Below are 26,505 nucleotides of genomic sequence, written 5' to 3'. Positions count from 1 at the left end.
TCAACTGGCAGCATTATTATCTCGATTCCCATTAAAAAAGCATCCTCATTACTTAAGAGTCACTACGAACAAATTTTCGGAACTCATAAGTATCTACGATATTTAGATTGCACCATTAATTGAAAGCGGAACTATAGGTTTCATTAACTAAGTCGGAGTATATCTACTGCCCTGCATTTTACATGCCAGCTACAATACGAAGCGGCCCACCACTTCCACCTCCTATCTTCATCGGCAATGCGATTACCAGTAGTCCAGTGGCAGGCAAAAGTTCAAGTTGATTCAGATTTTCAAATCCTGGCAAATTTTCTGCCATTAGAATTCGATGGGTCAGAAAATCCTTTGACTGTCCATAATCAAGGCTGGGAGTGTCTAAACCTACCGCCTTTACTTTACGATTTGATATCAGCCATTTTGCTGCTGCCGGATCTATCCCGGGAAAATGCAATAAAGGGATCGCATCCGGACCTTTTTGATCGGTGCCAAAATATTCTTTTCGATTTGGATAGAATTTTCCATACCCGGTTTGAAATAAAACAATGGTGTGATCAGGGATTTGGCCAAAAGTATTCTCCCATGATTCAATATCGCTTATAGAGATCAAATAATCACGATTGGCTAGTGCGTGGGCAGAGATATCGATTTTTACAGCAGGGCCTATCAAAGAAGTTAAAGGGATTTGGTCCACAGTATATTTATTCTCTGCAAAATGCACCGGTGCATCTATATGGGTACCCCCGTGCTCTGGAGTACATATCGAATAACTTGAGTAAAAATATCCACCTTCAGTAGTCCCTTTGGATTCTGTGGTGAGTTTAAAATTGTTGACATTATTAGGCCAATACAAGGTGGAACTATCAAATGAGTGCGTAAGATCTATCCAATGTATACCGGATAGATCCGGCAAGGCTGTAGGTGAGTCTATTGGCCCAGGAGGTTTAGATCCAATATTGTTACAGCCTCCTAAGATAAAAACGAGCACGACAACAGTCGCCAAAGTTGGAGACACCTTTGAGAAGACCATGCTCAGAAAAATATTAATTTTTTGGTAAGTCATCCCATAAATATAATAAACACCAGGTTTTTGCCTGTTTCAAGGTCTTATATTTAAGCTTTTGACAAAAGAATGGTCTACTATATTAATTTACATTTCCAATCTTGACTACCTGAATGTCAAATGACTTTCCACTCAATGATTTTAAGTCAGAATAAGAAATTGGTCCAGAACTATTGCGAATTAAGTTGTTAGGGCTCTGCCAGATAAACTGTACTGATGGTGAATTAGGTAGTTTGTCGGTCAGCCCCAGGATGAGCTTACGAAGCTCAAGCAAATCGATCACATTGATATCCCCATTGGAGTCGACATCTGCAGCTAGCAATTGTTTGTAGTCTGAAAACCTGAGCACTCCCAGGATATGTTTTTGTATCAATATCAGGTCACTGGTAGATACGCCTGCAGTATAATCCTGGTTATAAGCAATAGTCAACATTGCAGATCCTGAATTTTTAAAAGTATCCACAAGGTCAATTTTAAATTTTCCGATGATATCGGTTGAAAAATTATAACTTTTTTCATTCCAGATTAAGTTCATTTTGACAAGGCCGAGAGTGGTACTATTCAAACTTAATTTTCCTGATAGATGGAGAGTGTCAACTAACTTGGGAATGGTAGGTGGCACCGGTTTTGGAGTAGTAGTATCTACTGGAGTAGGTATAGGAGGAGGTGGAGTTGGTTTAGTGGTATCTACCGGAGTAGGAATTGGAGGAGGAGGAGTTGGCTTGGTAGTGTCTACCGGTGTAGGAGGTGGGGGTGTAGGGATTGAAAGTGATTTAACTGCCTCCGCCAAAGCTGCATCTAATTTGGCTATTGTCTCATTTCTCGTGATTCCGCGAGGATCCCAGGTTACGGTACCATCAGGTCGTATGATGATAAAAGTGGGCGTGCCAAAAAAAGGCCCAAAATAATTATCAGAATAAAGGTTACTGGCTTCGACACTGCCCCCATCATTGCTTACGCCAGGAAAAGGAAGGTCATATTTGAGTTTATATCCAATCACTCCTGCATCGAAGTCCCAGGTTTTATTTGAAAGCTCAATGAACTCCACATTTTGAGTGCGATATTGTTTGTATAGATTACTAATCGAAGGTGCGATATCATTGCAAGGTGGACAATCCACAAAAAATATTTTGAGCATGACGATTTTGCCCTTGTTTAAATAATCCTTGTACAATTCGATGGATTTTTTGTCGGTCGTAGTGACCTTAAAATCTCTTGCTTTTTTCTGAGCAAATAGCCCTGAAGTCACTAACAGAATCAAACAAATTGTACCAAACGATCTCATAATCAGGTAGATATTAACTGATAAAGGTAGCAGAATTCATGCCAATTGTCAATGATGACTGGACTTTAACTAGGCATGACCACCAAAGTCCGATGGATAGAAACAAAAAATAAGAAAAATAATTAAATGAGCTAACGCGGGGACACCGCTACCCGGATGGTTTTGATTATATCACCATTGATGCTTAATCTGATAAAATATGTTCCCCGCTCCAATTGGTCTGCTGAGAACTGAATGGATTGCCTGCCTTGATTTCTGGTTTCATTGACCAGGTTTCTCACCTGGGCGCCAAGGATATTGAGCAAAGTCACCTGAACTCTGGACGGCTCTAACAATTTGAACTCCAGAACTGCATTGGAAACTACCGGATTTGGATATACTTTTAATGACTGATAAGTGACATCAAAAGGCGTTTCATTATTGTTGCCTGATGAGGGTTGCTGCGCAAAAGCAGTCAATCCACTAAACAGAAAAAATAAAGCAACTACGATCCTCATGGGTTTTAATTCTAGGTCAAAAATAGTCTTAACCAAGGTATGCTTTTCTCAAGGATATCTTAAGAGCGGTTAATTTTGCGTTAAATACGTTTTTTGAGTAATAAAGAGGTTATCCTCGCATTGTTGAAGGTCGGTAAGAGAAAAAGATGGATAAAAGATCAGTGATCATAGAAGATTGGGGTAGGACAGATTACCAGCAAGCGTGGGATCGCCAGACTGAATTGCAAAAAGCGATCATCGCTAAAAAAATTTCAAAAGAAGCCTATTCCGGCCCATATCACCTGGTTTTTTGCGAGCACCACAAGGTCTTTACATTGGGAAGATCTGGCAAAGAAGCTAATTTATTGATTAATCCTGAGTATTTAAAAACTCAAGGAATAGACTTTTATAAAATCAACCGGGGGGGAGACATTACTTATCACGGCCCTGGTCAAATAGTCCTGTACCCTATATTGGACATGGAATCATTTTTTACAGATGTCCATAAATATGTGCGAAAATTGGAGGAGATCATCATCCGGACATTACAAACTTATAATATCAACGCCTATCGCAATCCTGCATACACAGGCGTATGGGTCACTTCTATGCAAGACCGACTGCCTAAAAAAATATGCGCTATAGGGGTTCATATGAGTCGATGGGTCACTTTACACGGACTTGCTTTTAATGTAACTACTGATTTGCAACCATTTGACTATATCGTCCCCTGTGGTATCCGTGATCCGGACAAGGGTATTACTTCATTGCATTTGGAAACCGACCAACCCATTGATATGGAGCATATTCGTTCGATGATTAAATATTATTTTGCAGAAGAATTTGATTGTCAATATATATTAACACCGCATGCCTAAAATCAAAACCGTCCTGGATTCTAAATCTATCATGACCGAGATGATCATGCCCAATGATACCAATCCTCTGGGCAATCTTATGGGGGGTAATCTGATGCGATGGATGGACATTGCTGCCGCCATTTGTGCCAACAGGCATGCAGAAGCTTTTTGTGTCACTGTATCTGTAGACCATATCTCCTTTTATAAATCTATCAAACTCGGACAGGTCATCACAGTTGAATCCACTATAACCAGAGCCTTTAATACCTCTATGGAAGTATATGTGCAGGTATTTGCAAGTGATAGCCGCAAAAAAGAAGGAGAATTGGCCAATCATGCTTTTTTCTCTTTTGTGGCCCTGGATGAGCATACTTTAAAACCGATGGAAGTTCCTCAAATTAAGCCTGCCAATGCAGAGGAAGAGCAGCTATTTAACAGTGCCATGGCTCGAAGAGAGATGAGATTGCTACTCAGCGGCAGATTAGAGGCCAAGAATGCTAAAGTTTTGAGAGAAATTTTAGAAGGTAAACGTGTTTTCTTCTAGCTAAAATAAGGAAGAGTTATTTGCCGGTCATTTTGGTATAAGCCTCATAACCACCCACCAGGTTGTACACCCGGTTAAATCCCATTGTTTTCATTTTGTCCATGCACTTCTTGCTACGGCCACCTTGTTGACAATAGATATAATAGCTTTTGTTTTTATCCAACATCCCCAATTGTTTATCAAGATCGTCATCTAAAAAATTTATCATTACAGCACCATTGATATATCCATCGTTAAATTCCGGAGGCGTGCGTACATCGATCAACATGGCACTGTCCTTCCTTTCCCGACCATAAGCACTCATGAACTGCTCTATACTTAGGTCTTTAAATTCGGTAACCTTATTTTCTGATGACTTGACATTTTCTTTGCACGAAATAAATGCGCAAGCTATCAAAAGAAAAAAGCAGGATAATCGGTTCATATTAAATGGAGTTTTTAGCATTGCGGATATGAGCAAGGTGATGTCTGCAATGCCAGGCGTATAAAGCTGTAGCCTCTGACAGTTCTACCAATCTGTTTTTCTCTGGATGAATATATCCATTTGAAAAATCAGCCTCTGACATATGATCCAATAAATATCCCCAACGGATATGCAGAGCAGTCAGGATAGCCAATGAATGGTGGGGTTCCAAAGTCTTATTGTCTGCCATCTCACCCCATCGATTCTCGAGGTAAGGTTTGATCACCGGATGTTCTTCAGTCAAAGCAAGCTTGTACCTGATAAAACTATTCATATGACTATCCGCCAGGTGGTGTATCACCTGCGTGATGGTCCAGCCATCCGGGCGATATGTTTTGAGTAGATCTTGCGGTGGCAGGCCTCGCAATTCCACTTCGATCAATCCTGGAAGATCTTTGATCTCCTCAATCCAGGATTTGATTTGAAAGTTGGTGATGATCTCAGGCTTCATAAATTTGCCTACCGGGTACTTTAATTGATCGATGTCTGCCATAAAGATTTAATTGAAATAAGTTGAGCAAATATATTAAAAATCTATATGTAAAAATTATTACCCGGTAAATGGATGTTCAAATTTGTAAGTTTGTATTAAAATAAAGGACGATGAGAGTAACATATTTTGGCCATTCTTGTTTTGGTGTTGAGCTAGGTGGTAAAAACATTCTATTTGATCCTTTTATTGAAGGCAATGAACTAGCAGCCCATATTGATATCGCATCTATCAAAGCGGATTATATCTTGCTGAGCCATGGTCATAGTGATCATACTGCTGATGCCATTTCAATTGCAAAAGCAAATGGGGCAACCGTAGTCGCCTCTTATGAAGTGGCGGTTTGGGCTGGCAACCAAGGTGTCGCATATCATCCTATGAATACAGGCGGTAAGTGGCATTTTGACTTTGGTACAGTAAAATGTGTATCCGCTGTACATTCTTCATCACTCCCTGATGGGACTTATGGCGGCAACCCAATGGGCTTTATCATTGAAAGTGGCCATCAATCTATGTATTACAGCGGAGATACTGCCCTGACATTAGATATGCAGTTAATCCCAAAATTTGCCAACATAACCTGGGCAGCGTTGCCTATAGGTGACAATTTTACGATGGGTATACAAGATGCCATATTAGCAGCTAAAATGGTGGAATGCACGAAAGTCATGGGCGTCCATTATGACACCTTTGGTTACATTAAAATAGATAAAAACTCAGCCGTTGCGCAATTCAAATTGGCAGGAATAGATCTATTTTTGCCTGGTATCGGAGATACTTTAGACCTCTAATCTGTCAAGAAAACGTTAGAAACCCTTCAAAACGATATAAGTTGTAACTTTTTCGATAAACTTGCGTCTAAAAATTTGAGATACTAATTCAAAAAACTTAGTTTTCTTTGGCTCCTCAAAATAAAATAAACAGTAGTGAATAAAAAAATGAATTCAAGTCGTCTTTTAATGAGATTACGGTTGACCAGAGCAGGATTGATAGTTGGTCTGATGTCTTGTATGACGCTCGGATTTGGTCAAACTGAAATACCTAAAGCAATTAATGAATTACTGACCAAACACACTTGCTATACCTGTCACAAACCTGATGTGAAGCTTATCGGCCCATCCTGGATAGCTATATCTGGCAAAGGATTAAAAAAAGCTGAATTTGTCCAATCAGTATATACACCGGATGCTACTAAATGGCCAGGCTATCCTCCAATGATGCCCATGCCTCAGGTGCCTAAAAAGGATTTGGAGAAAATTGCAGACTGGGTATTAAAAATAAAACCGGTTGCTTCTAAGTAGACTGAATCCTTTATTTATTGGTAGGAACTAACTGTGGGATAAAAGCCTACGACACGGCCCACTGCCAAAAAATCACTCTTTGAGTAAGAGATCCACGCTATTTACGGAGACAGAATGATAATTAGGCCTTGCCTGAGCATATATTTTTCTGGCAGTTTCTATTTGCCCTGTAGTCTTAAAGGCCTTATACAGCGGCATTATATATTTTCGCCTGCCAATTTGAACTAAAAAAGCTTCTATTTTATCCAGGATTTCCTTAGAATAGCCGGATTTGATGGCTTTTTCAAACCAGATGTCGAGAATTTCACAATTCCCACTGGTGGTAAATTTGAATGCCAGGTCCAAGTTTTTGAGAAGTTGAACTGAAGCATCTTCAGGTAAAAGGCTGATGAAATGGATCCACTCATGGCTGGACCAGTCTTTGGTTAGTTTGGTATCATAAATTCCTGTTGAATTCATTTTTACAAAGGCTGCTTCTACTTTATTAAATCTGTCAGAAGCAGGTATCGGTGTATCTGCAGGAATACCCGGGCGATATATCCATGATGCCAAATCAATCTGCAGGCTATCCAGGGGTAGATGGGTATTCATATACTCGATCAGTTTTTCACTGTCCATTGATTGAAAAGCGTGGGCAGCGAAGTAGTTTTTGAGGAATACATCAAATCGTTCACGACCAATTTTTTCTTCCAACATTCTCAATAAGAAGGAGCCCTTTTCATATGCTATATTCGTCATGCCATCATCCGGGTTTCTATGGATGAGATCCAAATGAAGGTAGGTATCCTTGCTGGTATCACCCATCTCAAGGACCAAATCCTTCCATTCTTGCAGTGCCAGGGAAGCTAACATCTCAGAATAATCGCGACCATATAATGACTCCATGATTCTTCGCTCAAAATAGGTAGTAAACCCTTCATTGATCCAGAAGTCATTCCAATTACTATTGGTCACATAATTGCCGCTCCACGAATGGGCGAGTTCGTGTGCGATGAGTGAGACCAATGATCTGTCACCAGCGATGACGGTAGGTGTCACAAAAGTCAACCTTGGATTTTCCATGCCTCCAAACGGAAAGCTCGGAGGTAACACCAACAAATCATATCGGTCCCAGGCATAAGGACCATATAAATTTTCAGCTGCGGTGATCATATGTTCAGTGTCCACAAACTCATTGGCTGCTTTTTCAAGCACAGATGGTTCCGCATATACACCAGTCCTGGGTCCAAGGATTTTAAATGATAGATCCCCGACAGCAATAGCTATCAGGTAGGCCGGAACTGGTTGCGGCATAGTAAAGTGATAAATACCGTTCGTATTTTTTGTTTGCACGTTGGTAGCGCTCATTACTGCCATAAGTTCTGCAGGTACATGTAACGTTGCTTCGTAGGTAAATCTGATCCCCGGGCTGTCTTGAATAGGGATCCAGGTCCTCGTCAGTATGGCCTCACCCTGTGAAAACATAAATGGATGTTTTTTGCCTGAGGTCTGCATTGGGCTCAACCATTGCAAAGCAGCAGCATCGGACTGCGTCTTGTAGTGAACTGAAATTTTCTTAGAATCAAAATGGATCGGTATCCGAAGAGCTTGTCCAAGGATGGGGTCCTGCTCACCGAGCCTGTATTCAACCTCTTGATCATCCACTGTGATCTGGTCAATTTCAGGACCTTGTATATCCAGCGTAATATGGTCAGCTCCATTTGGCAGGATGTCGTAAGTCGCGGATCCTTCTATGATGTTTTTTTCAAAATCTACAATCAAATCCAGATTTAAATGGTGGATCTGACTCAATTCAGCATAACTGTGCACATCCGGACGATCAACAATCACCTCTTTCATTGGTTTAGGGTTTTGGCAGGAAGCCAATAATGTAAATACGAAAGACAAAGCTTTCGCCTGCGATTTTTTGCTCATGTCTGTAACCATTCTGGTAACTATTAGATAACCCTACTTGATGTAATGGCACTTGATTTTTATATGCGGAAAAAATAATTACCTACAAGGAAGCCGGGAATGAAAATGGAGCCCTGTACTCGCGAGTCAACATAGCATCTGCTTCTTTGTCATTGATAAATTTCTCTTTCACAGGATCAAAATTAAGCTTCCTGCCCGTGCGATAAGCGATATTACCCAGATGGGCCATCCCTGCAGATACGTGACCTGTCTCGATAGGCCCATTTAGCAATGATTTATCCTTAGCCCGCACCGCATCTATAAAATTCTGATAATGATTGCCTCCAGCTTTTCTGGCTGGTCCAGGAGTTCTTTCTTTTCCTAAAAAAGTTTTATAATCGTCATACCAGTTGACAATCATATAACCTTTGTCCCCATAAAAGATATTCCCTACTTCCAATCCATCTTCCTGGTTGGTCATCCAGGGACGCACCTCAAATTCGATCATCTTATTTTGCTTGGCGTACTTATAGGTGACATTTAGTAATTCAGGAGTTTCTTTACAGTCTTTCCAAAGAAACTTGCCACCGGCCGCAGTGATTTCGTCTGGAAATCCTACATCCAATCCCCAGGTGCATAGATCCATCTCATGGACTCCCTGGTTACATATATCTCCATTGCCGTAGTTCCAAAACCAATGCCAATTATAATGTACATAGTTTGCGGAAAATTCCGTTTCTTTAGCAGGACCCTGCCACATATTCCAGTCTAATCCGGCCGGCACTGGCGAGGTACCTTTGTCGCCTATGTCTGGTCTCCATTTATATACCAACCCTTTAGCTAAGTAGACATTTCCCAACAAACCGTCTCTTATATGTTGAATGGCTTCCTGTATCGCAACTGAGCTGCGCAATTGAACTCCATGGGATACGATTCTATTGTATTTATTTGCAGCATCGATCAGGACCCGGCCTTCATTAAAATCATGCGATGCAGGTTTTTCTACGTATACATCTTTACCTGCCTGGCAAGCCCATAAAGTGGCCAGTGCATGCCAATGATTAGGAGTCGCTATACTAACGGCGTCTATGTTTTTATCATCAAACACCTTGCGCATGTCTGTAGCGGTGGTTACTTTTTTGCCTGTCGTTTTTTCAAATTCGGCTGCACCTTTTTTGTTGACCTCATCATCCACATCACAAAGAGTAGCGAGTTCCACATTAGCCAGTTTCATAAAGTTTTGGATATGATTTTTGCCCCTGCCATGGTGACCGATGACGGCTACCCTGATGCGATCATTTGCTCCAAATACTGATCTTGGGATGATAGTGGGCATGCTTAATACCATGGCCCCTGGTACCAGGCTTTTAAGAGTTTCCCTACGGCTTATTTTTTTCATATTATCATATAATTAATTAAAACATTGAAAATAACTAAAATCTTGCAACTGTAAGTCCACCATCTACCAAAAACACCTGGCCGGTGGAGTAGGGGAAGGATCCTTGAGCCAATGCCAGCACTGCTTTACCTACATCTTCAGGTGTACCCCAGCGACGCTGCAATGTAAGGCCATTGGCAATCAATTCATCATATTTAGACTGTACAGTTGAAGTCATATCAGACTTGATGACGCCCGGTCTGATTTCATAAACGGGTATATCATATTCGCTGAGTCTTATGGCAAATACCTGGCTCATCATCGCCACACCAGCTTTTGAAATGCAATATTCTGCTCGCGCAGCTGAAGCGACTGAGGCAGAGACCGAGCTTACATTGATGATGGCAGCCTGATAAGCCGGGTTGTTTTGCTTTTGATCTATCATCCAATGGCTTATCTGTTGGGTCAAAAACAAAGGCCCTTTGAGATTAATATCCATCACTCGCTCAAAACTTTCTATGGACATTTTAAGCAAATCTTCCCGAACCAAAGGGGCGACACCAGCATTATTGACCAAAACATGGAGCGCTCCATACTCACTTTTTATTTTATGTATAATGGCGGCTCTATCCTCAGTCAATGCGACATTGCCCTGACAATAAATGACTCTAATATTTTTGGATCGCAACAAGTCAAGGGAATGGATCACCTCCGATTCCGGTCTCACCCCATTTATGGCGAGATGATATCCTGCTGAAGCCAATTGAAGGGCAATCCCCAAACCAATACCTCTGCTGCCTCCTGTTATTAATGCGTATTTATTCATTAGTGATATTTGCGTTAAAAATATTGAGATAACCTGAATTCTACATCATTCAATTTTAAGTGAAATTATCTGCCGGTAAAAAACGTTTACAGACTGTGTTAATACTCAGTTAATCTGCAAAATACCACTAACTTCCAGATCACAAGATGCATCTCCTAATCAATAAATCCGTTTCGCATGAAAATACTCCCGTTTTCCATACTCCTGACTTTTATTTCAATTGGGTTGATACATTGTGCAGGTTCTAAAACAAATACTAAAAGCGAGCAACCGGCTATGAGTACCTATGAAGAATATTGGCAAAAGGTAAGTGAGAAAGAAAAAGAAGGTCTGCCACTCTCCGGTCTGGGAATTGTAGACAGCATTTACGAAAAAGCCAGGGCAGAAGGAAATGGGGTGCAACAAATCAAAGCCCTGATCTATAAAGCTAAATACACCTCGCAACTGGATGAAGATGGTGTGGTCAAAGGCATTGAACTATTCGAAAATGATCTGCTGGTAGCTACTGATCCTGTGGTAAAATCTTTAAATCATTCTTTGCTGGCTCAGCTATATTCAAATTATTTCCAGATGCATATTTGGGAGATAAGGGATAGAACCAAGATGGCTGGTCCTACCGATGAAAGTATAACAACGTGGAGTAAAGAGGATTTTTTAGGAAATATCAGGACTCACTACCTGGAGTCGGTCAAAGAACCATTTTTAAAAACTACTCCGATATTGGCCTACCTTCCTATCCTGACAGAAGGCAATCATTCCGACTCCCTGAGACCCTTTGTCTACGACATCTTGGCTCACAGGGCTATAGAATATTTTATGAATGGACAGGCTGATGCTGATCTTGTAGCGGAATCCTTTTTGATCAATGATCCGCTGCTCTTCAGCCATACAGATCAGTTTGTAACATATCCTAATAATCACAGCGAAGACACTATATCCTTTGGGCGACAGATCATCAGTTTGTTTCAAGACCTGGAAAGGTTTCACCGACATGATCCTCTACCGGACGCATGGGTAGATGTCGTGAAAAAGAGGCTTAAATACATGTATGATCATTTTATTGGCTCTGAAAAAACGCAGCTTTATGAATCTGCCTTGAATCAATGGATACAGGTGTTCGCCAATACTTCTTATGCAGCGCCTTTCGAATTGTCGAAGGCTCAATTATTTGAGACGCTTGGGAGACAATATCAGGCTGGAAGTCAAGACAGCATATATCAACAATACCTGGTCAAAGCAAGTGCTTTATACCAGGGTATTCTGTCAAAATACAAAAACACGGATGAAGCCAGCCTGGCCAAAAATCAATTGAATGAATTATTAAAACCTTCCCTGGATGGTCAGGTAGAAAAAGTGAATCTCCCACAAAAACCATTTAGAATTCTGGCCGGTTATCAAAATGTATCCAAGATTTTTATTAAAGTGATCCCCATATCTCTCGAGCTTAGATCAACGATCTTGTCTGATTATAGGGACAATGTGCTGCAGCAGGTGCTGGCTGTCAAATCGATTCGAGCTTTTTCGCAGGATGTCCCTGGTGCTGAGGATATGCAATCTCATAAAGTAGAGATTAAAATAGATGCACTTCCTCCGGGAATGTATGGGTTGGTACTATGCAACAGTGAGTCTTTTAAAATTGGAGAGAATATGCTTTCCCTGATGTTTACTCATGTTTCGCAATTGGCTTATTTGCATTCATTTAACCAGTACTATAATGCATCGAAGGATTCAGATTTTTCAAAAGAGTTAGTGGTCGTCGACAGAGCTACTGGTGCACCAATGGCTGCCGTGGAGGCTACTTTTTATGAAAATAATTATAACCAAAGTCGGCAACGCAACGAGTGGATAGAAAAGAGCAAAGCATCTTCTGATAGAGATGGCAAAATAATCCCTTCACTATCTGCAAATAAATCTTTTACAGTCAAGCTTCAAAAAAACAATGATTATCTGTGGTTGGATGAAGCGTTTTCCAATTCGTCCTATCAGCCTCAACCGGCCCAGGAGACGCTGGATGCGTTATACTTTCTTGACCGGTCAATCTATAGACCTGGTCAGACTATCTATTTTAAGTTGCTTGCATTGCGGCGCAATCCTTCAGGTGTTCCTGACATTCTTAAAAATAAACATGTAGTAATAACACTTAATGATGCGAATGGTCAATTGATGTCCAAGCAAAGTTTTACGACTAATGATTACGGGACTATAAACGGTTCATTTGTTGCACCGGTGAATGGTCTGAGTGGTACCATGACCCTGGTCTCGGACCTCAATTATGCATCGACCAGCTTTCAGGTAGAAGAATATAAAAGACCAAAATTTGAAATCACTTTCGATTCAAATCAGGTGGTCAATAAATTTAACCAGGCGATTACGGTGACAGGTCAAGCAAAAAACTATGCCGGAAATGCAGTGGATCAAGCCAAAGTACAATATAAGATAACGAGAGCGAGATGGTACCGGCCTATGCCCTGGTGGTGGGGTTGGAAATCATACTATCCAATGCGATCCAACCCCCAGATCATCAGTCAAGGTACCACGACTACAGATGGGTCTGGCAAATTCAGCATCCCATTTACCGCAATACCTTATCCCACAGTAGATCTGAGTGAAGCGGATGTTAGTTTTACATATTCTGTAGAGATAGAATTGACTGATTTTACAGGAGAAACCAGGTCCTCCAGCATCAGTTACCGGGTCGGCAATACCAATTTAGTATTATCAACCTCCCTGGGACAGTTTGAGTCCACTGATAGCCTCAAGGAAATCAAATTGATCGTAACCGATCTGAATGAATCGCCAATAGTAGCTCAGGGGCGATTGACTATTTTTAAATTAAAAGCACCTTCGACTTATTATCGACCATCTTATTGGGCCAAACCGGATCAGTCCATTTATTCTTCAGAAGTTTTTCACCAATGGTTTCCCACTGATGAGTATAAACAAGAGAATGATGTGACAACCTGGAAAACAGAATCGACAGTGATCAATGCGGATTATGTCAGCAATGCATCCATTAAACTTGCCAAAAAATTGAGTCCGGGCATCTACAAATTGGAGATGTCAGCCAAAGACAATTTGAATCAAAGCAATAAATACGAACAGTACTTTTGGGTAAATGATGAAGCAAATGGACAGTTTCCGGTTAATCAATTTATGGTAGCATACCAGGACAAAACCATGTTGGAACCCGGCCAACAATTGAACTTTAAGTTGAGGACACAAGCACCAATAAAATATTTGCTACAGTCGTCCACCAGTGTTTTAAAATGTGAATGGGTGCAGTCATTTGGCTTGATCTCAGAAGCCAGATCCCTGACCGAAAAAGACAGAGGTACAACTCATCATATCCAATGGTACACAGTGTATGACAACAGGGTATACCATCAAAATATAACTTATAGCATGCCCTGGTCTAATAAAGAACTGGAATTCGAGACTATCAGTTTTAGAGATAAAATCGTACCAGGAGGGAATGAAGAATGGTCGTTGAAAATAAAAGGTAAAAACAAGGATAAAGTCGTCGCAGAAATAGTAGCCAGTATGTATGACCAATCTTTGGATGCACTATATCCTCACAATTGGAGAACAGATTTATTCTTTATGAATGAACTTCCACTATACGGATACACCGCTACAGGATTTGCTGCAGTGGGTACTCAGTATATGAGTCAAAAAAATATCGCCTACGAAGAAATTGAGTATCCTGTCTACAGGGATTTGGACTGGTTTGGATTTGACCTGTACGGAAGGCTTTATTATACACGAGGAGGTGTGATGATGAAATCCAGCAGAAATGCTATGCCACAGGCTGATGGAGTAATGTTGGAGACTGCTGCTAGTCCTGCTTCGCCGCCAAACGCAAATGATATGAATCTAGAGGAGGTGGCAGCCCCTAAACCTGACCCAACAATCTCTGTGCGAAAGAATCTAAATGAAACAGTCTTTTTTTACCCCTCGATCAAATCAGATACCGAAGGCAATTTCGTGCTCAAATTTAAAATGAATGAAGCGCTGACACGATGGCGCCTTATGCTTTTTGGTCACACTCCTGACTTGCGTAATGCCTATCTTGAAAAAGAAGTGATTACCCAGAAAGACCTTATGGTATTTCCTAATGGTCCCAGATTTTTAAGACAAGGTGATCTAATGATATTTCCGGCCAAGGTATCCAATCTTTCTTCAGCAGCTTTGAGTGGGGTAGGCAGGCTGGAGCTTTTTGATCCTATGAATGGGAGTAATCTCAACCACCGATTCAGTCTGGAGAAGGATCGGGTTCCTTTTAGAATGGAGGCTGGCCAATCCTATCCTTTAGAATGGAAAATTACAGTACCAGCAGACTACATTGGGCTGTTAGGTTACAGGATTATTGCTGAATCCGGGAATACCTCCGACGGGGAAGAGAATGTTATCCCTGTATTGACCAATAGAATGCTGGTGACAGAAACATTTCCATTCCAGGTCAGGGCTCAAGGACAAAAGGCCTTTGTGTTTAAAGATATGCTGGCCAAAATGCAAAGCACTACACTCCAGAATCATACTTTTACCTTAGAAGGCACCTCCAATCCTACCTGGTATGCCATCCAGGCTTTGCCATTTGTGATGGAACATCAATTCGAATGCACAGAACAAATAGTCAATCGATATTTTGCCAACGCATTGGGCACTAAAATCGTAGAGTCAAACCCAACAATTAAAACAGTTTTTGACCAATGGATTAAAAAAGATGTGCTAAAAAGCCCATTGAATAAAAACGAGGATTTAAAAACTGCCGTCCTGGCAGAGACGCCATGGGTCGCCGATGCTATGCATGAAGAAGAACAACAAAAAATGATAGCACTTCTATTTGATGTCAATAAAATGGCCAATGAGAAAAATCAGGCTATTCAGTTGCTCATAGAAAAACAGATGTCCAACGGAGGTTTTCCCTGGTTTGAAGGGCGAGACGATTGGTATATCACGCAATATATAGTAGAGACACTGGGTCATTTAAAAAAACTTGGTGGGTTAGGTCATGAACTGGATGAGGTATTGCAAAAGGCAGCACTTTATTGTGATCGCGAATTGTTGAAATATTATAATGAAATGCGGAGGTTATCTAAAAAGGACGATATTGGTCTGACAGAGATGGCCATCCACTACCTTTATGCCAGATCTTTTTTTACAGATCTGCCTTTTGAGGATAAGACTGCTTTTGAATATTTTCTCAAACAAGCTGAAGCAAAATGGCTCTCCCAATCTTTGTATGGCCAGGGCATGATCGCTCTGGCAGTGAATCGCTGGGATGCCACTTCCTCAGTGCCTGATAAAATTGTTGCCTCTTTGAATGAAAAAGCACAGCACAGTGATGAGCTGGGTATGTACTGGAAGTTTGATGCAGGATATCGCTTTTTTGAGATGCCGATCGAAACCCAAGCTATGTTGATAGAAGCTTATGCAGAAGTCAGTAAACAAGGTTCTGCGATCGATGAGATGAGGCTATGGTTATTAAAAAACAAGCAAACCAATCGCTGGCACAATACCAAGGCCACTGCTGCCGCCATCTATTCTTTACTATTGTTTGGTGATTCATGGCTGGAGGAGACTAAGCTTCCGGCTATTACCCTGGACAATAAGAATATAATGATTGCAAAGGAGCAGACGACCCCGGGATTAGGATATTTTAAAATTAATAAATCTTCCTCTGAGATTACGACCGGTCTGGCTAATTTTAAAATTGAGAATCCTAATAGCCAGGTCATGTGGGGTGCAGCTTACTGGCAATACTTTGAAGATATTGATAAAATCACCTCCTTCAGAAGCACACCTTTATCAATCAAAAAACAGATCATGGTTGAACGTGTGCAAAACAATAAGACCGTTCTGATGCCTGCGACTAACCTCGAGGTGGGCGACAAGGTGGTCATGCGCATGGAGCTTAAGACAGATCGTCCTATGGACTATATCCACCTAAAAGATATGCGGGCCGCAGGACTGGAGCCCATCAATGTCATCAGTCAATATAAATATCAGGGGGGGCTAGGCTATTATGAAAGCACAAAAGATCTGGCTACCCATTTCTTTTTTGATCACATAGTGCCGGGCACTTACGTATTTGAGTATGCTATGAGAGTGGCTCAGAAAGGAGACTTCTCCAATGGGATTAGCACGCTGGAGTGTATGTATGCTCCTGAGTTTAGCAGTCATACTTCTGGTGCAACAGTCAGTATTAAATAAGGATGATCGTTTTAAAGTTGCATGGGGACATCAATCATTAATATTCTTGAAGATTCGAGGATTTGGATTACGATATTCTCTGTGTCAGTGATACCTATGGCATCTCTCGAATTTAACTCTAGATTATTAACCAGGATTTTGCCAGATAGCAGGAATAAATAGGCGCCATTACCATCCAGTTTTTTTGAATAGGCAGCTTCGAGACCTCGATCAAAGCTTCCAATATGTAACCAGGCTTGCTGATGTATCCATACTCCCTCATCCGACGGATCAGGTGATACGATGAGATGAAATTTGTTAGGTTCTAATATGCCTAAAGTGATTTGGTCATACCGCGGCTTTACATTTTGACGAGAAGGGACGATCCAGATCTGTAAAAACTTCACAGGTTCAGTCTTGCTTTGATTGTATTCGCTGTGCACGATACCTGTACCTGCAGACATGACCTGTACATCACCGCTTCGGATCACTGCCTGACTGCCAAGGCTGTCTTTGTGCTCTAAGTCTCCTTCAAGTGGAATAGATATAATCTCCATATTGTCATGAGGATGAAAACCAAATCCTCTGCCTCCTATGACCACATCATCGTTGAGCACTCTCAGAGCCCCAAAATGAATTTTTTCTGGGTCATAATAATTGCCAAAACTAAATGAATGGTAGCTGTCAAGCCATCCAAAATCAGCATGGCCGCGTTGATTTGCTTTGTGTATGACTGTATTCATAATTGGGTATTAAACATTTTGGGCCTTTGAAGGTTTGCAAAACTACCTAAAAACAGAAACTAATTATATTGTACAATTCTATAGCCAGGCATTTAGCAGGGTAGTAATGTCCCTAATTCGGATAGGACCCTGATCGTTATAACTCTGGGATTAGTCGATCATTTTTGTTTAGGACGACATAAATAGTTCAATTTTGGTGTAAATTCGCTGATATGGATAATACTATAGAGTTCGAAAAAAATCACCGCGATCAGGAAGCAGATGCTGTCATCAGAAACCATTTGGTTTGGGCTATGGGAGCAGGTTTTATTCCTGTACCGATAGCTGATTTTTTTGCAGTAGGTGCTATTCAGCTTGATATGGTGAGACAGCTATGCAGAGTCTATGAAATAGAATTTAAAGAAACTGAGGGCAAAGCCATCATTTCTTCGATTACCTCCTCTGGTCTGGCTAGACTGGCAGCCAGGACCGTAGTAAAATTTATCCCTGGTGCAGGGAGCTTTATAGGTGGTATGGCCGTCTCTGTGATGTCTGGTGCTTCTTCTTATGCCCTGGGCCAGGCATTTAAAAAGCATTTTGAAACTGGTGGTACCTTCCTGGATTTTGACCTTTCCAGGTTGAAAAAGATCTATGATGAGATGTTTGAAAAAGGAAAAGAAGTTGCAGAAAATATACGTGAGGAAGAGATTCATCTCAAAGAGACTATGCACAAAGCAAGTACCGGCGCTACAGCGGAAGTAATAAATAAAATTGCTGAACTCGGAAGGTTAAAAGAAAATGGATTGATTACAGAAGCAGAATTTATGAAAATGAAAGAAAAACTGCTGGCAGATATCTAATCACACTATTTTGCTTTTGCGGCTTCTCTAAAATACTTCAACGGGACCCACAACATCCCAAAACATTCACCATCTTCTTTGCTCAAATGTTTGTGATGGACTTTGTGTGCTTTCCTGATAGCTCTGAAATAGATAGAGTCAGAATTGCGCAGCCATTTAAAACGCTGATGAATGAATACATCGTGCACCAAAAAATAACAGAATCCATATATAAGAATCCCAAGACCAATGAATGTAAAGAAACTATACGGGGACAAAAGTCCACTCAAAAAGCAGAAAAAACTGGGTATAGCAAATACCAGAAAGAACCGGTCATTTTTTTCGAAAAATTGATGTGATCTGGCTTGAGGGTCGTGGTGATCATGATGCCAGGACCATAGCTGACCATGCATAAGATATTTATGTGCTGACCAGGCTACTCCTTCCATAGCGACAAAGGTGATAGCTGTAACCAAAATATTGCTCATCATTTGAAAAGTTCTTTTAGGATTTTTTCTCTATATGCAAAGATACCGTCTATCTTCTGATGCACAAAAAGTTGATTGACTGCCTGGCCCAGCATACCCAATGGCAGGGCATAATGTAAAATATCTGTCATCTTGACTCCTTGACCATCTGATTCAAAGTGATGCTCGTGATGCCACAAAGCATAAGGGCCTGACCGTTGCTCATCTACAAAATATTCATGTTTTTTGATATGAGTGATCTCCGTAGACCACCTCATAGGAATGTCCCATACGGGCTTGACCGTATAATGGATCATCATGCCTTCATACATGTCCGTTGAGGATATGTCATTTAAGATCTGGAACTGCATTTCCGGGGGTGTGATTTTGCCAAGATTTTCAGGCCTGGAAAAAAATATCCACGCCTTTTCTATGGAGATAGGCAGGTTTAAATACCACTTTTTGGTATAGACTTTCATTGTACCTGGTTGAGTTTTACTTTTAAGCCGGCATAAAATAGCAACAGTAGTTTAAGGGCATTATTGATGCGGATTCTTGAATTCATGAGTTTGTTACTCGGAGTTTGGCCTATTTTGAGTAAAAGAGCTTTGTAATACACATATGCAGCATATACTCCTGATTTGCAACAAGATGGCAGCATGCAGATGCCTACTCTAGCAGACTTAAAGTCTTCTTTTATTTCTGCGAGTATATTTTTTTTGATCTCGTCATCAAATGGCTGACCATCCTGCCATTGTGGGAAGTAGTTTCTTCCCAATCCTTCTTTATCAGCTTGCAGATCTCTTAAAAAATTTACTTTTTGAAAAGCTGCGCCTAATCGCCTGGCATATGGAGCTAGCTGCATATACTCAGTTTTATCACCCTTGCAAAAAACTTGCAGGCACATCAGACCTACTACTTCAGCGGATCCCACTATATATTTTTCATAGGACGCTCTGTCATGTTGGTTGCAGTCCAGGTCCATACACATACTTTGTAAAAACGCTTCGACCAGGTCATGATCGATCCGGTAACGATTAACTGTGTGCTGGAATTGATTTAAGACAGGATTTAAGCTTATTTTTTGATCGATTGCTTGATAGGTTTGTTTGATAAAATCTTCTAAAAGAGCTTTTTTATCATAATCGTGAAAAGTATCCACTATTTCATCGGCAAACCGAACGTAGGCATAAATCGAATATATATCAGCTCGAATGGATTTGTGGAGTAAAGCAATCCCTATAGAAAAGGATGTACTATAGGACTTAGTCACCTTTCTGCTGAATGCTGCTCCTAACCGATCAAACATTTCTTTACTCATGCAAGGATTTTTCGGTGAACAAATCTAGCGACAATTTCGCCACTGATGATTGATGGAGGCAAGCCAGGACCCGGTACGGTCAATTGGCCACAATAAAATAGGTTCGGGATTTTTTTGCTTTGTATTTTAGGTCTAAGAGGGCCGGTTTGCATCAGCGTATTGGCAAGTCCATACGCATTACCCTTAAAAGAATGAAACTCCCGGATAAAATCTCTTTGAGCATATGATTTTTGAAATATCAGATGTTGCCGCGCAGGGATACCCGTGTGTTTTGATAATCGCTCTAAAATGATGTCCAGGTAACGTGCTTTCACTTCTTCAGTATCCTCCAGTGAAGTGGAAACGGGGATGAGGGCTACCAAATTATGATAACCAGCAGGTGCGCAATCCGGGTCTGTCAGGCTACTCGAATTGGTATAAAACAAGGGATCCTTTGGCCATGCCGGTTCATCATAGATTTCCCTTGCATGATAGTCAAAAGAAGCATCAAAAAACAGGCTATGATGTTCCAGGTTGGGTAATACGGTATCAAATCCGAGAAAGTAAAGAAGGGCAGAAGGAGCCAATGCTCTGCTGTCCCAATACTTAGGGGTATAAGATTGCAGGTTTTTGGACAAAAGCTTCGCTTCAGTATGTTGGTAATCGGCACCGGAAATCACATAATCAAATGAATCACTTTCATTATTTTGAAAATGGAGGTCCACTTTGTTATTTTTATTAGGATTGATGTGGATCACTTCACTGGCAAAATGATATTGAACTCCCTGATCTACACCTACCTGGTACATTGCTTTAGAGACCTCATACATCCCTCCAATCGGATACCAGGTCCCTAAGGTGATATCTGCGTAATTCATTAAACTATATAGTGCAGGAGTATCTTGTGGCTTTGCCCCTAAAAACAATACTGGAAACTCTAAGATTTGCCTTAAATAATCATTCTTGAAGTGACTCGCTATATGTTTTGAGATAGAGGTAAACAAGTCTAACCTAAAAGCTTCTTTCAACAATCTGATATCAACATATTCTGTAAGGGACATGGAGGGCATGTATACAAAATCACCCATCCCGACCTCATATTTTATTTTAGCCTCGTCGAGATAGGACTTCAACTTCATTCCGGCACCGGATTCAATAGATTCGAATAAGCTGATTACTGCTGCCTGGTCTGCAGGCATGGAGATAGGGGGTCTGTCAGCCCAAAATATTTTATAAGAGGGATCCAGGCGTTTTAGCTGGTAAAAGTCGGAGGCTGACTTGTCGAATTGGTTGAAAAATCTTTCAAACACATCTGGCATCCAATAAAAGCTGGGGCCTTTGTCGAATATAAAGCCTTCTTCACGGATTTGACCTGCTCTACCACCAGGACTATCATTTTTTTCAAATACAGATACTTCATGGCCATAGCTACCCAATATAGCTGCCGCTGTCATACCAGCATAACCTGCTCCAATTACGGCAATTCTCTTCTGCACATAGATTAAATAAAAAATAATCGTTTTTGTTCACAATCACCGATGATAAATTACCTGATTTGTCCGATATAGTTAGCAGGATGGATGGCTGATAACTCATTTTTTATGGTGTCAGGGACACTGAGGTTGCTTATAAATAATTGAAAATCTGCTTTGGTGATTTCTGCTTTGCCCCTGGAAAAATCTTTGAGTAATTCATAAGAATCCTTGATTCCTTCTCTTCGCAATATGGTTTGGATGGCTTCTGCTATGACAGCCCAATTTGCAGTTAAATCAGCGTCGATGACTAATTTATTGATCTCAATTTTGCCTAAACCTTTGAGCAGCGATTGTATAGCAATTAAGGTGTGTCCGATAGGCACACCAGAATTTCGCAATACGGTACTGTCAGTAAGGTCACGTTGCAGCCTGGATATAGGCAGTTTTTCAGCAAAATGGGAGAATAGGGCGTTGGCAATTCCCAGGTTACCTTCGGCATTTTCAAAGTCTATTGGATTGACCTTATGAGGCATAGCGGATGACCCGACTTCAGTAGCTATAGTTTTTTGTTTGAGGTAATGTCGGGAAATATACATCCAGATATCTCTACAAAGATCTATGCATATCGTGTTGATTCTTATGATATTATGACAATAGGCTGCAAAATAATCATAGGGCTCGATCTGAGTGGTCCATCTGATTCTTTGGAGTCCCAGGCTATAGACAAATTGATCCCCAAAAGTATGCCAGTCCCGATCAGGATAAGCCACGGCATGGGCATTGAAATTGCCAGTAGCGCCACCAAATTTAGCAGTGATCGGACATGCTTGTAGTGAAGTAAATTGGCCACGTAATCTTTCTGCAAAGACTTTGATTTCTTTGCCCAAAGTAGTGGGACTGGCTGGCTGCCCATGAGTATAAGCCAACATAGGTTCGTCCATCCACAGTTCAGCCTTTTCGATCAATGCGTGAATTAGCTTAGTGATTAATGGATATAGGACGGTAGTATTACACTCTGACAAAGCCAGCGGTTGTGCCGTATTATTGATGTCCTGAGAGGTGAGGCCAAAATGAATAAACTCTGACCATGGTGCAAGAGCGGTATGGTCGATTTTTTGTTTAATAAAGTATTCTACTGCTTTGACATCATGGTTGGTGATAGATTCTATCCTTTTAATTTCAAGAGCATCTTGTTCACTGAAGGCAGTGACGATGGCTCTCAGGATAGGTATATGAGGGATAGCGCCGACCAATTGAGGCAAACCTGCATGACATAGTGCCTCAAAATATTTTATTTCAATTAGTACTCTATATCGGATCAGTGCATACTCCGAAAAGTAATCTGCCAGGGGGCTGGTGACCTTAGCATATCTGCCATCGATCGGGGATATAGATTTTAGCATAGAATTTACAGATCTAAAGATACCAATCTATTCACCTTTTTGTAACCTGGTTAGATTTTTAAAATAATTGTATGTCTCCAGTTGCGAACGGATAGATATGGTGCTGCTAATTTTACGATATGTATTTAAATGCTGATTGTTGAGCGTCCTGGCTTTTACATTGTCACGCCATTGTAGGTCCATCAGATATAATATTTGCTCTTTAATATCTTTGTCATATAGAGGAAATGCTGTCTCTATCCTAAAACTGAGATTTCGCTCCATCAGGTCTGCTGATGAACAATAAATTTTTTTATTGCCCCCATTGTGAAAAATAAATATTCGAGCATGTTCCAGAAACCGGTCTACGATACTGATAGCTTCTATATTTTCACTTAGATCTTTACGGCCAGGCAAAATACACGTGATACCTCTTATAATCAATTTAACCTTGACACCTGTATCCGAAGCGCGATAGAGCAATTTGATCATCTCTTTGTCCTCAAGACTATTGAGTTTCATAAAGATTTCTGCGGGTTTACCTTTTTTTGCATGATCGATTTCAGTCAAAATCATCCTGCTCAGCTCTTCCCTTAAATTATTTTTACCTACTAATAAGTGGTGGAAAGGGGATTTAGGTTTGATGCCGGTTTCCAGGAAGTCAAACACTTTTTTCACTTCATTGGTTAGCCTTTTATCAGCAGTAAAAAGACCATAATCTGAGTAAATGAGGGCTGTATCTTCATTAAAATTGCCTGTACTCAAATAGGCATAAGTACGGTAATTATTTTTTTCTTTTCTGCGAATCCAGGCGATTTTGGAGTGCACCTTCAAGCCAGGAAAACTATACATCACTTTTGCACCTGCTTTTTCCAATTTTTCTCCCCATCGCAGATTGGCTTCTTCATCAAACCTGGCTTTGACTTCTATGAAAACACTTACCGACTTGCCGGCGCGGGCTGCATCGATCAATGCATCCATAATTCTAGATTCTTTCGCCACTCTGTATTGCACTGCTTTGATGTGAGTGACATTATCGTCTTTCGAAGCTTCTTCAAATAATTTGATCACGGACTCATATTTTTGATATGGTACATGAATCATGCGGTCTTTTCTGGAGATGGTTTCGAAGATATCTTCTGAGTTTTCGATAGGTTCATAGGTCAGGGGCTCCAGGACAGGCTCTTTTAAAAAGGATTTACCAAAGTCAGGAAACTTGAAGAAATCAAAATTGTTATGATATTTTCCTTCGGGGATCGTATCAACCTGCATGATGTCAAAGGTCTTTTTTAATAGCTTCATCATATTGGCAGGCATAGAACGATCATATACCAATCTGGACACTGGGCCTACACTTCTTTTTATGAGACTTTTTTTGATTTTGGCGACCAGATCACCTTGATATTCATCATCGATATATAGCTCTGAATCTCGGGTCAATTTGATAGAGTAGGCATTTTTAAGTATATAGCCCGGAAATAAATATTTGACTGACATCCTGACTATGTCGTCAAGAAACATGAGATGATGCTCGCCTTTTTTTGACTCAGGCAGAATAATGAACCTGGGCAGTTGATCAGAAGGTAGCCTCACGATCGCATAATGGTCGGTGGCTTTATTTTTTTTTTTGTCGAATAAATGCAGGTATAAATAAAGTGCCCCACTATGTAAAAATGGTTTGACCTTAGAATCTACTAATAAGATAGGTTGAATATATGCCTGGAGGTATTCGTGAAAATAATTATCAACAAAATTTAATTGAGCCTGGCTAAGCATCTCGGGCCCAAGAATATGAATACCATGTGACCTTAGATCCGGCAATAGTTGTTTGTTAAACACATTGCTCAGCTCTTTTTGATGCGAATTAACCAACTTGAGTATGGATCTTAATAATAATTCCGGTTCGAAATCGAGCTGTTTTCTTGTACTTCTACCAGCCCGGATCAAGTTTCTCAATTGAGCTACCCGGACTTTAAAAAACTCCTCCAGGTTAGAGGAGTAGATAGCCATAAACTTTAACCTATCCAGTAAAGGGACACTCAAGTCTTTTACTTCCTGAAGTACCCTGTGATTGAATGATAACCAACTGATATCCCTCTCGAATAAAGGTGTTTTTCTCTGAACCATATAAGTCGTAGCCCACAAAATAAGTTTAAAAACAGGATTTTAAGGAACTTCTGATATTAATTTTAAAAAGTGCTCCTATGGGTTTGGAAAACAACATTCTATACATTTTTTATTTTAAGTTTGCGCGATAGCCCATCAAAAACCGAGGAAATCAATAGTCTGCCATTGGCGATTTTTTTAACTTCGCCCCCTTTAAAATCAATACTTAATTAATATCATGAGTAGAACTAAAATAGTCGCTGGTAACTGGAAGATGAATACCTCACTCGAAGATGGGATCAGCCTGGCAGAAAATCTAGCTGCAAACCATACAAGTAACCATCCTTTGATGATCGTCATTCCTCCATTTACGCATCTAATGCCAGTAAAATCTGTCTTAATAGGTTCTTCTATTCAAATTGGTGCCCAAAATTGTCATCAGGAGGCTAAAGGGGCTTATACCGGTGAGGTTTCTGCTCCAATGTTAAAATCTTGCGGCATACCTTATGTTATTTTGGGACACTCTGAGCGTCGTCAATATTTTAACGAAACGGATGAATTACTGGCACTCAAAGTAGATGCCGCTTTGGCGCAGGACTTGACTCCGATTTTTTGCGTGGGAGAGTCCTTAGAGGTGCGTAACGAGAATAAACAAAACGACTTTGTGCTGAATCAGTTGACCAAAGGACTATTTCATTTGTCATCATCGGAATTCTCTAAAATAATAATTGCATACGAGCCGATTTGGGCCATTGGTACGGGAGTGACCGCGAGTCCTCTCCAGGCTCAGGAAATGCACGAATTTATTAGAACACAAATTGAAGTGAAATATGATCTTGCTGTTGCTGCAGCATGTTCCATACTGTATGGTGGTAGTGTCAAAGGAGCAAATGCACGAGAGATATTTTCACAAGCTGATGTAGACGGTGCCCTGGTGGGAGGAGCTTCTTTGGATGCTGTAGATTTTTTAAAGATAGCTTCAGGATTTTGATCAAAAAAAAGCCCTCTTGTCAACAAGAAGGCTTTTTTTATAATTGGTAAACAGGTTAAGCCATCAAAGCTTCCAATTTATCAGTCAATACTTTTTTGCTGGTAGCTCCTACATGTCTATCGACCAACTCGCCATCTTTAAAAAATAACAGGGTTGGGATTGAGCGAACACCAAACTCCATAGTGACTTCGGCATTGTCGTCTACATTCACTTTTCCTATTGTGGCCTTGTCTTTATATTCTGAAGACAGTTCTTCGACTATAGGACCGATCATACGGCATGGTCCGCACCATTCTGCCCAAAAGTCTATGAGCGCTACACCTTTTTTGTCTTTGATTTCTGACTTAAAATTGCTGTCAGTAATAGTTTGTGCCATAATTTTTATTTTATTAGTTGGATATAATAACACCTTAATTTGCAGGAAAGTTTAAGAGGGATCAAATATCGTGCTTTTTTAA

The 26,505-nt window shown here is 40.6% G+C and carries 23 protein-coding genes; 7 read left to right on the top strand and 16 right to left on the bottom strand.

Translation table 11 applies throughout. The features are described from left to right. Positions 1 to 178 precede the first annotated feature (178 nt). From IPJ09_04780 to IPJ09_04770, 3 genes are all read right to left on the bottom strand, one after another. The gene (locus tag IPJ09_04780; protein ID MBK7370747.1) at positions 179 to 1,024 is read right to left on the bottom strand and encodes a cyclase family protein; all 846 of its coding nucleotides are present in this window, start codon (positions 1,022 to 1,024) and stop codon (positions 179 to 181) included. A gap of 115 nt (positions 1,025 to 1,139) precedes the next feature. After that, positions 1,140 to 2,342, bottom strand: a complete 1,203-nt coding sequence (locus tag IPJ09_04775) for a redoxin domain-containing protein (GenBank protein MBK7370746.1) — start codon at positions 2,340 to 2,342, stop codon at positions 1,140 to 1,142. Positions 2,343 to 2,473: 131 nt separating this feature from the next. After that, positions 2,474 to 2,839, bottom strand: coding sequence for a T9SS type A sorting domain-containing protein (locus IPJ09_04770; GenBank protein MBK7370745.1), 366 nt, complete (start codon positions 2,837 to 2,839; stop codon positions 2,474 to 2,476). A gap of 146 nt (positions 2,840 to 2,985) precedes the next feature. On the opposite strand from IPJ09_04770, the gene lipB reads away from it, so the two are divergent. Continuing rightward, positions 2,986 to 3,696, top strand: coding sequence for a lipoyl(octanoyl) transferase LipB (gene lipB, locus IPJ09_04765; GenBank protein MBK7370744.1), 711 nt, complete (start codon positions 2,986 to 2,988; stop codon positions 3,694 to 3,696). Continuing rightward, positions 3,689 to 4,222: an acyl-CoA thioesterase gene (locus IPJ09_04760; GenBank protein MBK7370743.1), complete on the top strand. Its 534-nt coding sequence runs from the start codon at positions 3,689 to 3,691 to the stop codon at positions 4,220 to 4,222. The genes lipB and IPJ09_04760 overlap by 8 nt, the downstream gene beginning before the upstream one ends. A gap of 16 nt (positions 4,223 to 4,238) precedes the next feature. Here the strand turns inward: IPJ09_04760 and IPJ09_04755 are convergent, their stop codons facing one another. Further along, a complete protein-coding gene (locus IPJ09_04755; protein ID MBK7370742.1) occupies positions 4,239 to 4,646 on the bottom strand; it encodes a rhodanese-like domain-containing protein in 408 nt (135 codons plus the stop codon). A 1-nt stretch (position 4,647) separates the two neighbouring features. After that, positions 4,648 to 5,178, bottom strand: coding sequence for a putative metal-dependent hydrolase (locus tag IPJ09_04750; protein ID MBK7370741.1), 531 nt, complete (start codon positions 5,176 to 5,178; stop codon positions 4,648 to 4,650). A 110-nt stretch (positions 5,179 to 5,288) separates the two neighbouring features. Here IPJ09_04750 and IPJ09_04745 point away from each other — a divergent pair, with 110 nt between their 5' ends. Next, a complete protein-coding gene (locus tag IPJ09_04745) occupies positions 5,289 to 5,966 on the top strand; it encodes a metal-dependent hydrolase (GenBank protein ID MBK7370740.1) in 678 nt (225 codons plus the stop codon). Positions 5,967 to 6,134: 168 nt separating this feature from the next. Further along, the gene (locus tag IPJ09_04740) at positions 6,135 to 6,476 is read left to right on the top strand and encodes a cytochrome C (GenBank protein MBK7370739.1); all 342 of its coding nucleotides are present in this window, start codon (positions 6,135 to 6,137) and stop codon (positions 6,474 to 6,476) included. A 72-nt stretch (positions 6,477 to 6,548) separates the two neighbouring features. On the opposite strand, the gene IPJ09_04735 is transcribed toward IPJ09_04740, so the two are convergent. The 3 genes from IPJ09_04735 to IPJ09_04725 form a co-directional block, all read right to left on the bottom strand. After that, positions 6,549 to 8,390: a M1 family metallopeptidase gene (locus IPJ09_04735; GenBank protein MBK7370738.1), complete on the bottom strand. Its 1,842-nt coding sequence runs from the start codon at positions 8,388 to 8,390 to the stop codon at positions 6,549 to 6,551. 82 nt (positions 8,391 to 8,472) lie between these two features. Beyond that, a complete protein-coding gene (locus IPJ09_04730; GenBank protein MBK7370737.1) occupies positions 8,473 to 9,768 on the bottom strand; it encodes a Gfo/Idh/MocA family oxidoreductase in 1,296 nt (431 codons plus the stop codon). Between the two features lie 34 nt (positions 9,769 to 9,802). Further along, positions 9,803 to 10,573 carry a 3-ketoacyl-ACP reductase gene (locus IPJ09_04725; protein MBK7370736.1) on the bottom strand — a complete coding sequence of 257 codons (771 nt, stop codon included), beginning with the start codon at positions 10,571 to 10,573 and terminating at the stop codon, positions 9,803 to 9,805. A gap of 177 nt (positions 10,574 to 10,750) precedes the next feature. Here IPJ09_04725 and IPJ09_04720 point away from each other — a divergent pair, with 177 nt between their 5' ends. Next, positions 10,751 to 16,786: a hypothetical protein gene (locus tag IPJ09_04720; protein MBK7370735.1), complete on the top strand. Its 6,036-nt coding sequence runs from the start codon at positions 10,751 to 10,753 to the stop codon at positions 16,784 to 16,786. Positions 16,787 to 16,797: 11 nt separating this feature from the next. Here the strand turns inward: IPJ09_04720 and IPJ09_04715 are convergent, their stop codons facing one another. Beyond that, positions 16,798 to 17,508: a pirin family protein gene (locus IPJ09_04715; GenBank protein MBK7370734.1), complete on the bottom strand. Its 711-nt coding sequence runs from the start codon at positions 17,506 to 17,508 to the stop codon at positions 16,798 to 16,800. A 212-nt stretch (positions 17,509 to 17,720) separates the two neighbouring features. Here IPJ09_04715 and IPJ09_04710 point away from each other — a divergent pair, with 212 nt between their 5' ends. After that, positions 17,721 to 18,347 carry a DUF697 domain-containing protein gene (locus tag IPJ09_04710; protein MBK7370733.1) on the top strand — a complete coding sequence of 209 codons (627 nt, stop codon included), beginning with the start codon at positions 17,721 to 17,723 and terminating at the stop codon, positions 18,345 to 18,347. Positions 18,348 to 18,352: 5 nt separating this feature from the next. On the opposite strand, the gene IPJ09_04705 is transcribed toward IPJ09_04710, so the two are convergent. Genes IPJ09_04705 through ppk1 form a run of 6 tightly spaced genes read right to left on the bottom strand, consistent with a single transcriptional unit; the run spans position 18,353 to position 25,077 of the window. Beyond that, a complete protein-coding gene (locus IPJ09_04705; protein MBK7370732.1) occupies positions 18,353 to 18,817 on the bottom strand; it encodes a sterol desaturase family protein in 465 nt (154 codons plus the stop codon). Next, on the bottom strand, positions 18,814 to 19,272 hold the full coding sequence (locus IPJ09_04700; GenBank protein ID MBK7370731.1) for an SRPBCC family protein: 459 nt from the start codon (positions 19,270 to 19,272) through the stop codon (positions 18,814 to 18,816). The genes IPJ09_04705 and IPJ09_04700 overlap by 4 nt, the downstream gene beginning before the upstream one ends. Beyond that, on the bottom strand, positions 19,269 to 20,114 hold the full coding sequence (locus tag IPJ09_04695) for a phytoene/squalene synthase family protein (GenBank protein MBK7370730.1): 846 nt from the start codon (positions 20,112 to 20,114) through the stop codon (positions 19,269 to 19,271). The genes IPJ09_04700 and IPJ09_04695 overlap by 4 nt, the downstream gene beginning before the upstream one ends. Then, positions 20,111 to 21,589, bottom strand: coding sequence for a phytoene desaturase (crtI, locus tag IPJ09_04690; protein ID MBK7370729.1), 1,479 nt, complete (start codon positions 21,587 to 21,589; stop codon positions 20,111 to 20,113). The genes IPJ09_04695 and crtI overlap by 4 nt, the downstream gene beginning before the upstream one ends. Positions 21,590 to 21,639: 50 nt before the next feature. Continuing rightward, complete coding sequence (gene purB / locus IPJ09_04685) at positions 21,640 to 22,971, bottom strand: adenylosuccinate lyase (GenBank protein MBK7370728.1); 1,332 nt, start codon at positions 22,969 to 22,971, stop codon at positions 21,640 to 21,642. A 27-nt stretch (positions 22,972 to 22,998) separates the two neighbouring features. After that, positions 22,999 to 25,077 (bottom strand): polyphosphate kinase 1, encoded by a 2,079-nt coding sequence (gene ppk1 / locus IPJ09_04680; protein ID MBK7370727.1) that lies wholly within the window; start codon positions 25,075 to 25,077, stop codon positions 22,999 to 23,001. Between the two features lie 217 nt (positions 25,078 to 25,294). Here ppk1 and IPJ09_04675 point away from each other — a divergent pair, with 217 nt between their 5' ends. Beyond that, the gene (locus IPJ09_04675) at positions 25,295 to 26,047 is read left to right on the top strand and encodes a triose-phosphate isomerase (protein MBK7370726.1); all 753 of its coding nucleotides are present in this window, start codon (positions 25,295 to 25,297) and stop codon (positions 26,045 to 26,047) included. 55 nt (positions 26,048 to 26,102) lie between these two features. Here the strand turns inward: IPJ09_04675 and trxA are convergent, their stop codons facing one another. Then, the gene (trxA, locus tag IPJ09_04670) at positions 26,103 to 26,423 is read right to left on the bottom strand and encodes a thioredoxin (protein MBK7370725.1); all 321 of its coding nucleotides are present in this window, start codon (positions 26,421 to 26,423) and stop codon (positions 26,103 to 26,105) included. Positions 26,424 to 26,505: the final 82 nt, after the last annotated feature.

The organism is Saprospiraceae bacterium (genome assembly GCA_016709995.1).
Taxonomy (GTDB): domain Bacteria; phylum Bacteroidota; class Bacteroidia; order Chitinophagales; family Saprospiraceae; genus JADJLQ01.
Note: the sequence above shows the minus strand (reverse complement) of the source record. Positions and strands in the feature narration are given on the sequence as shown.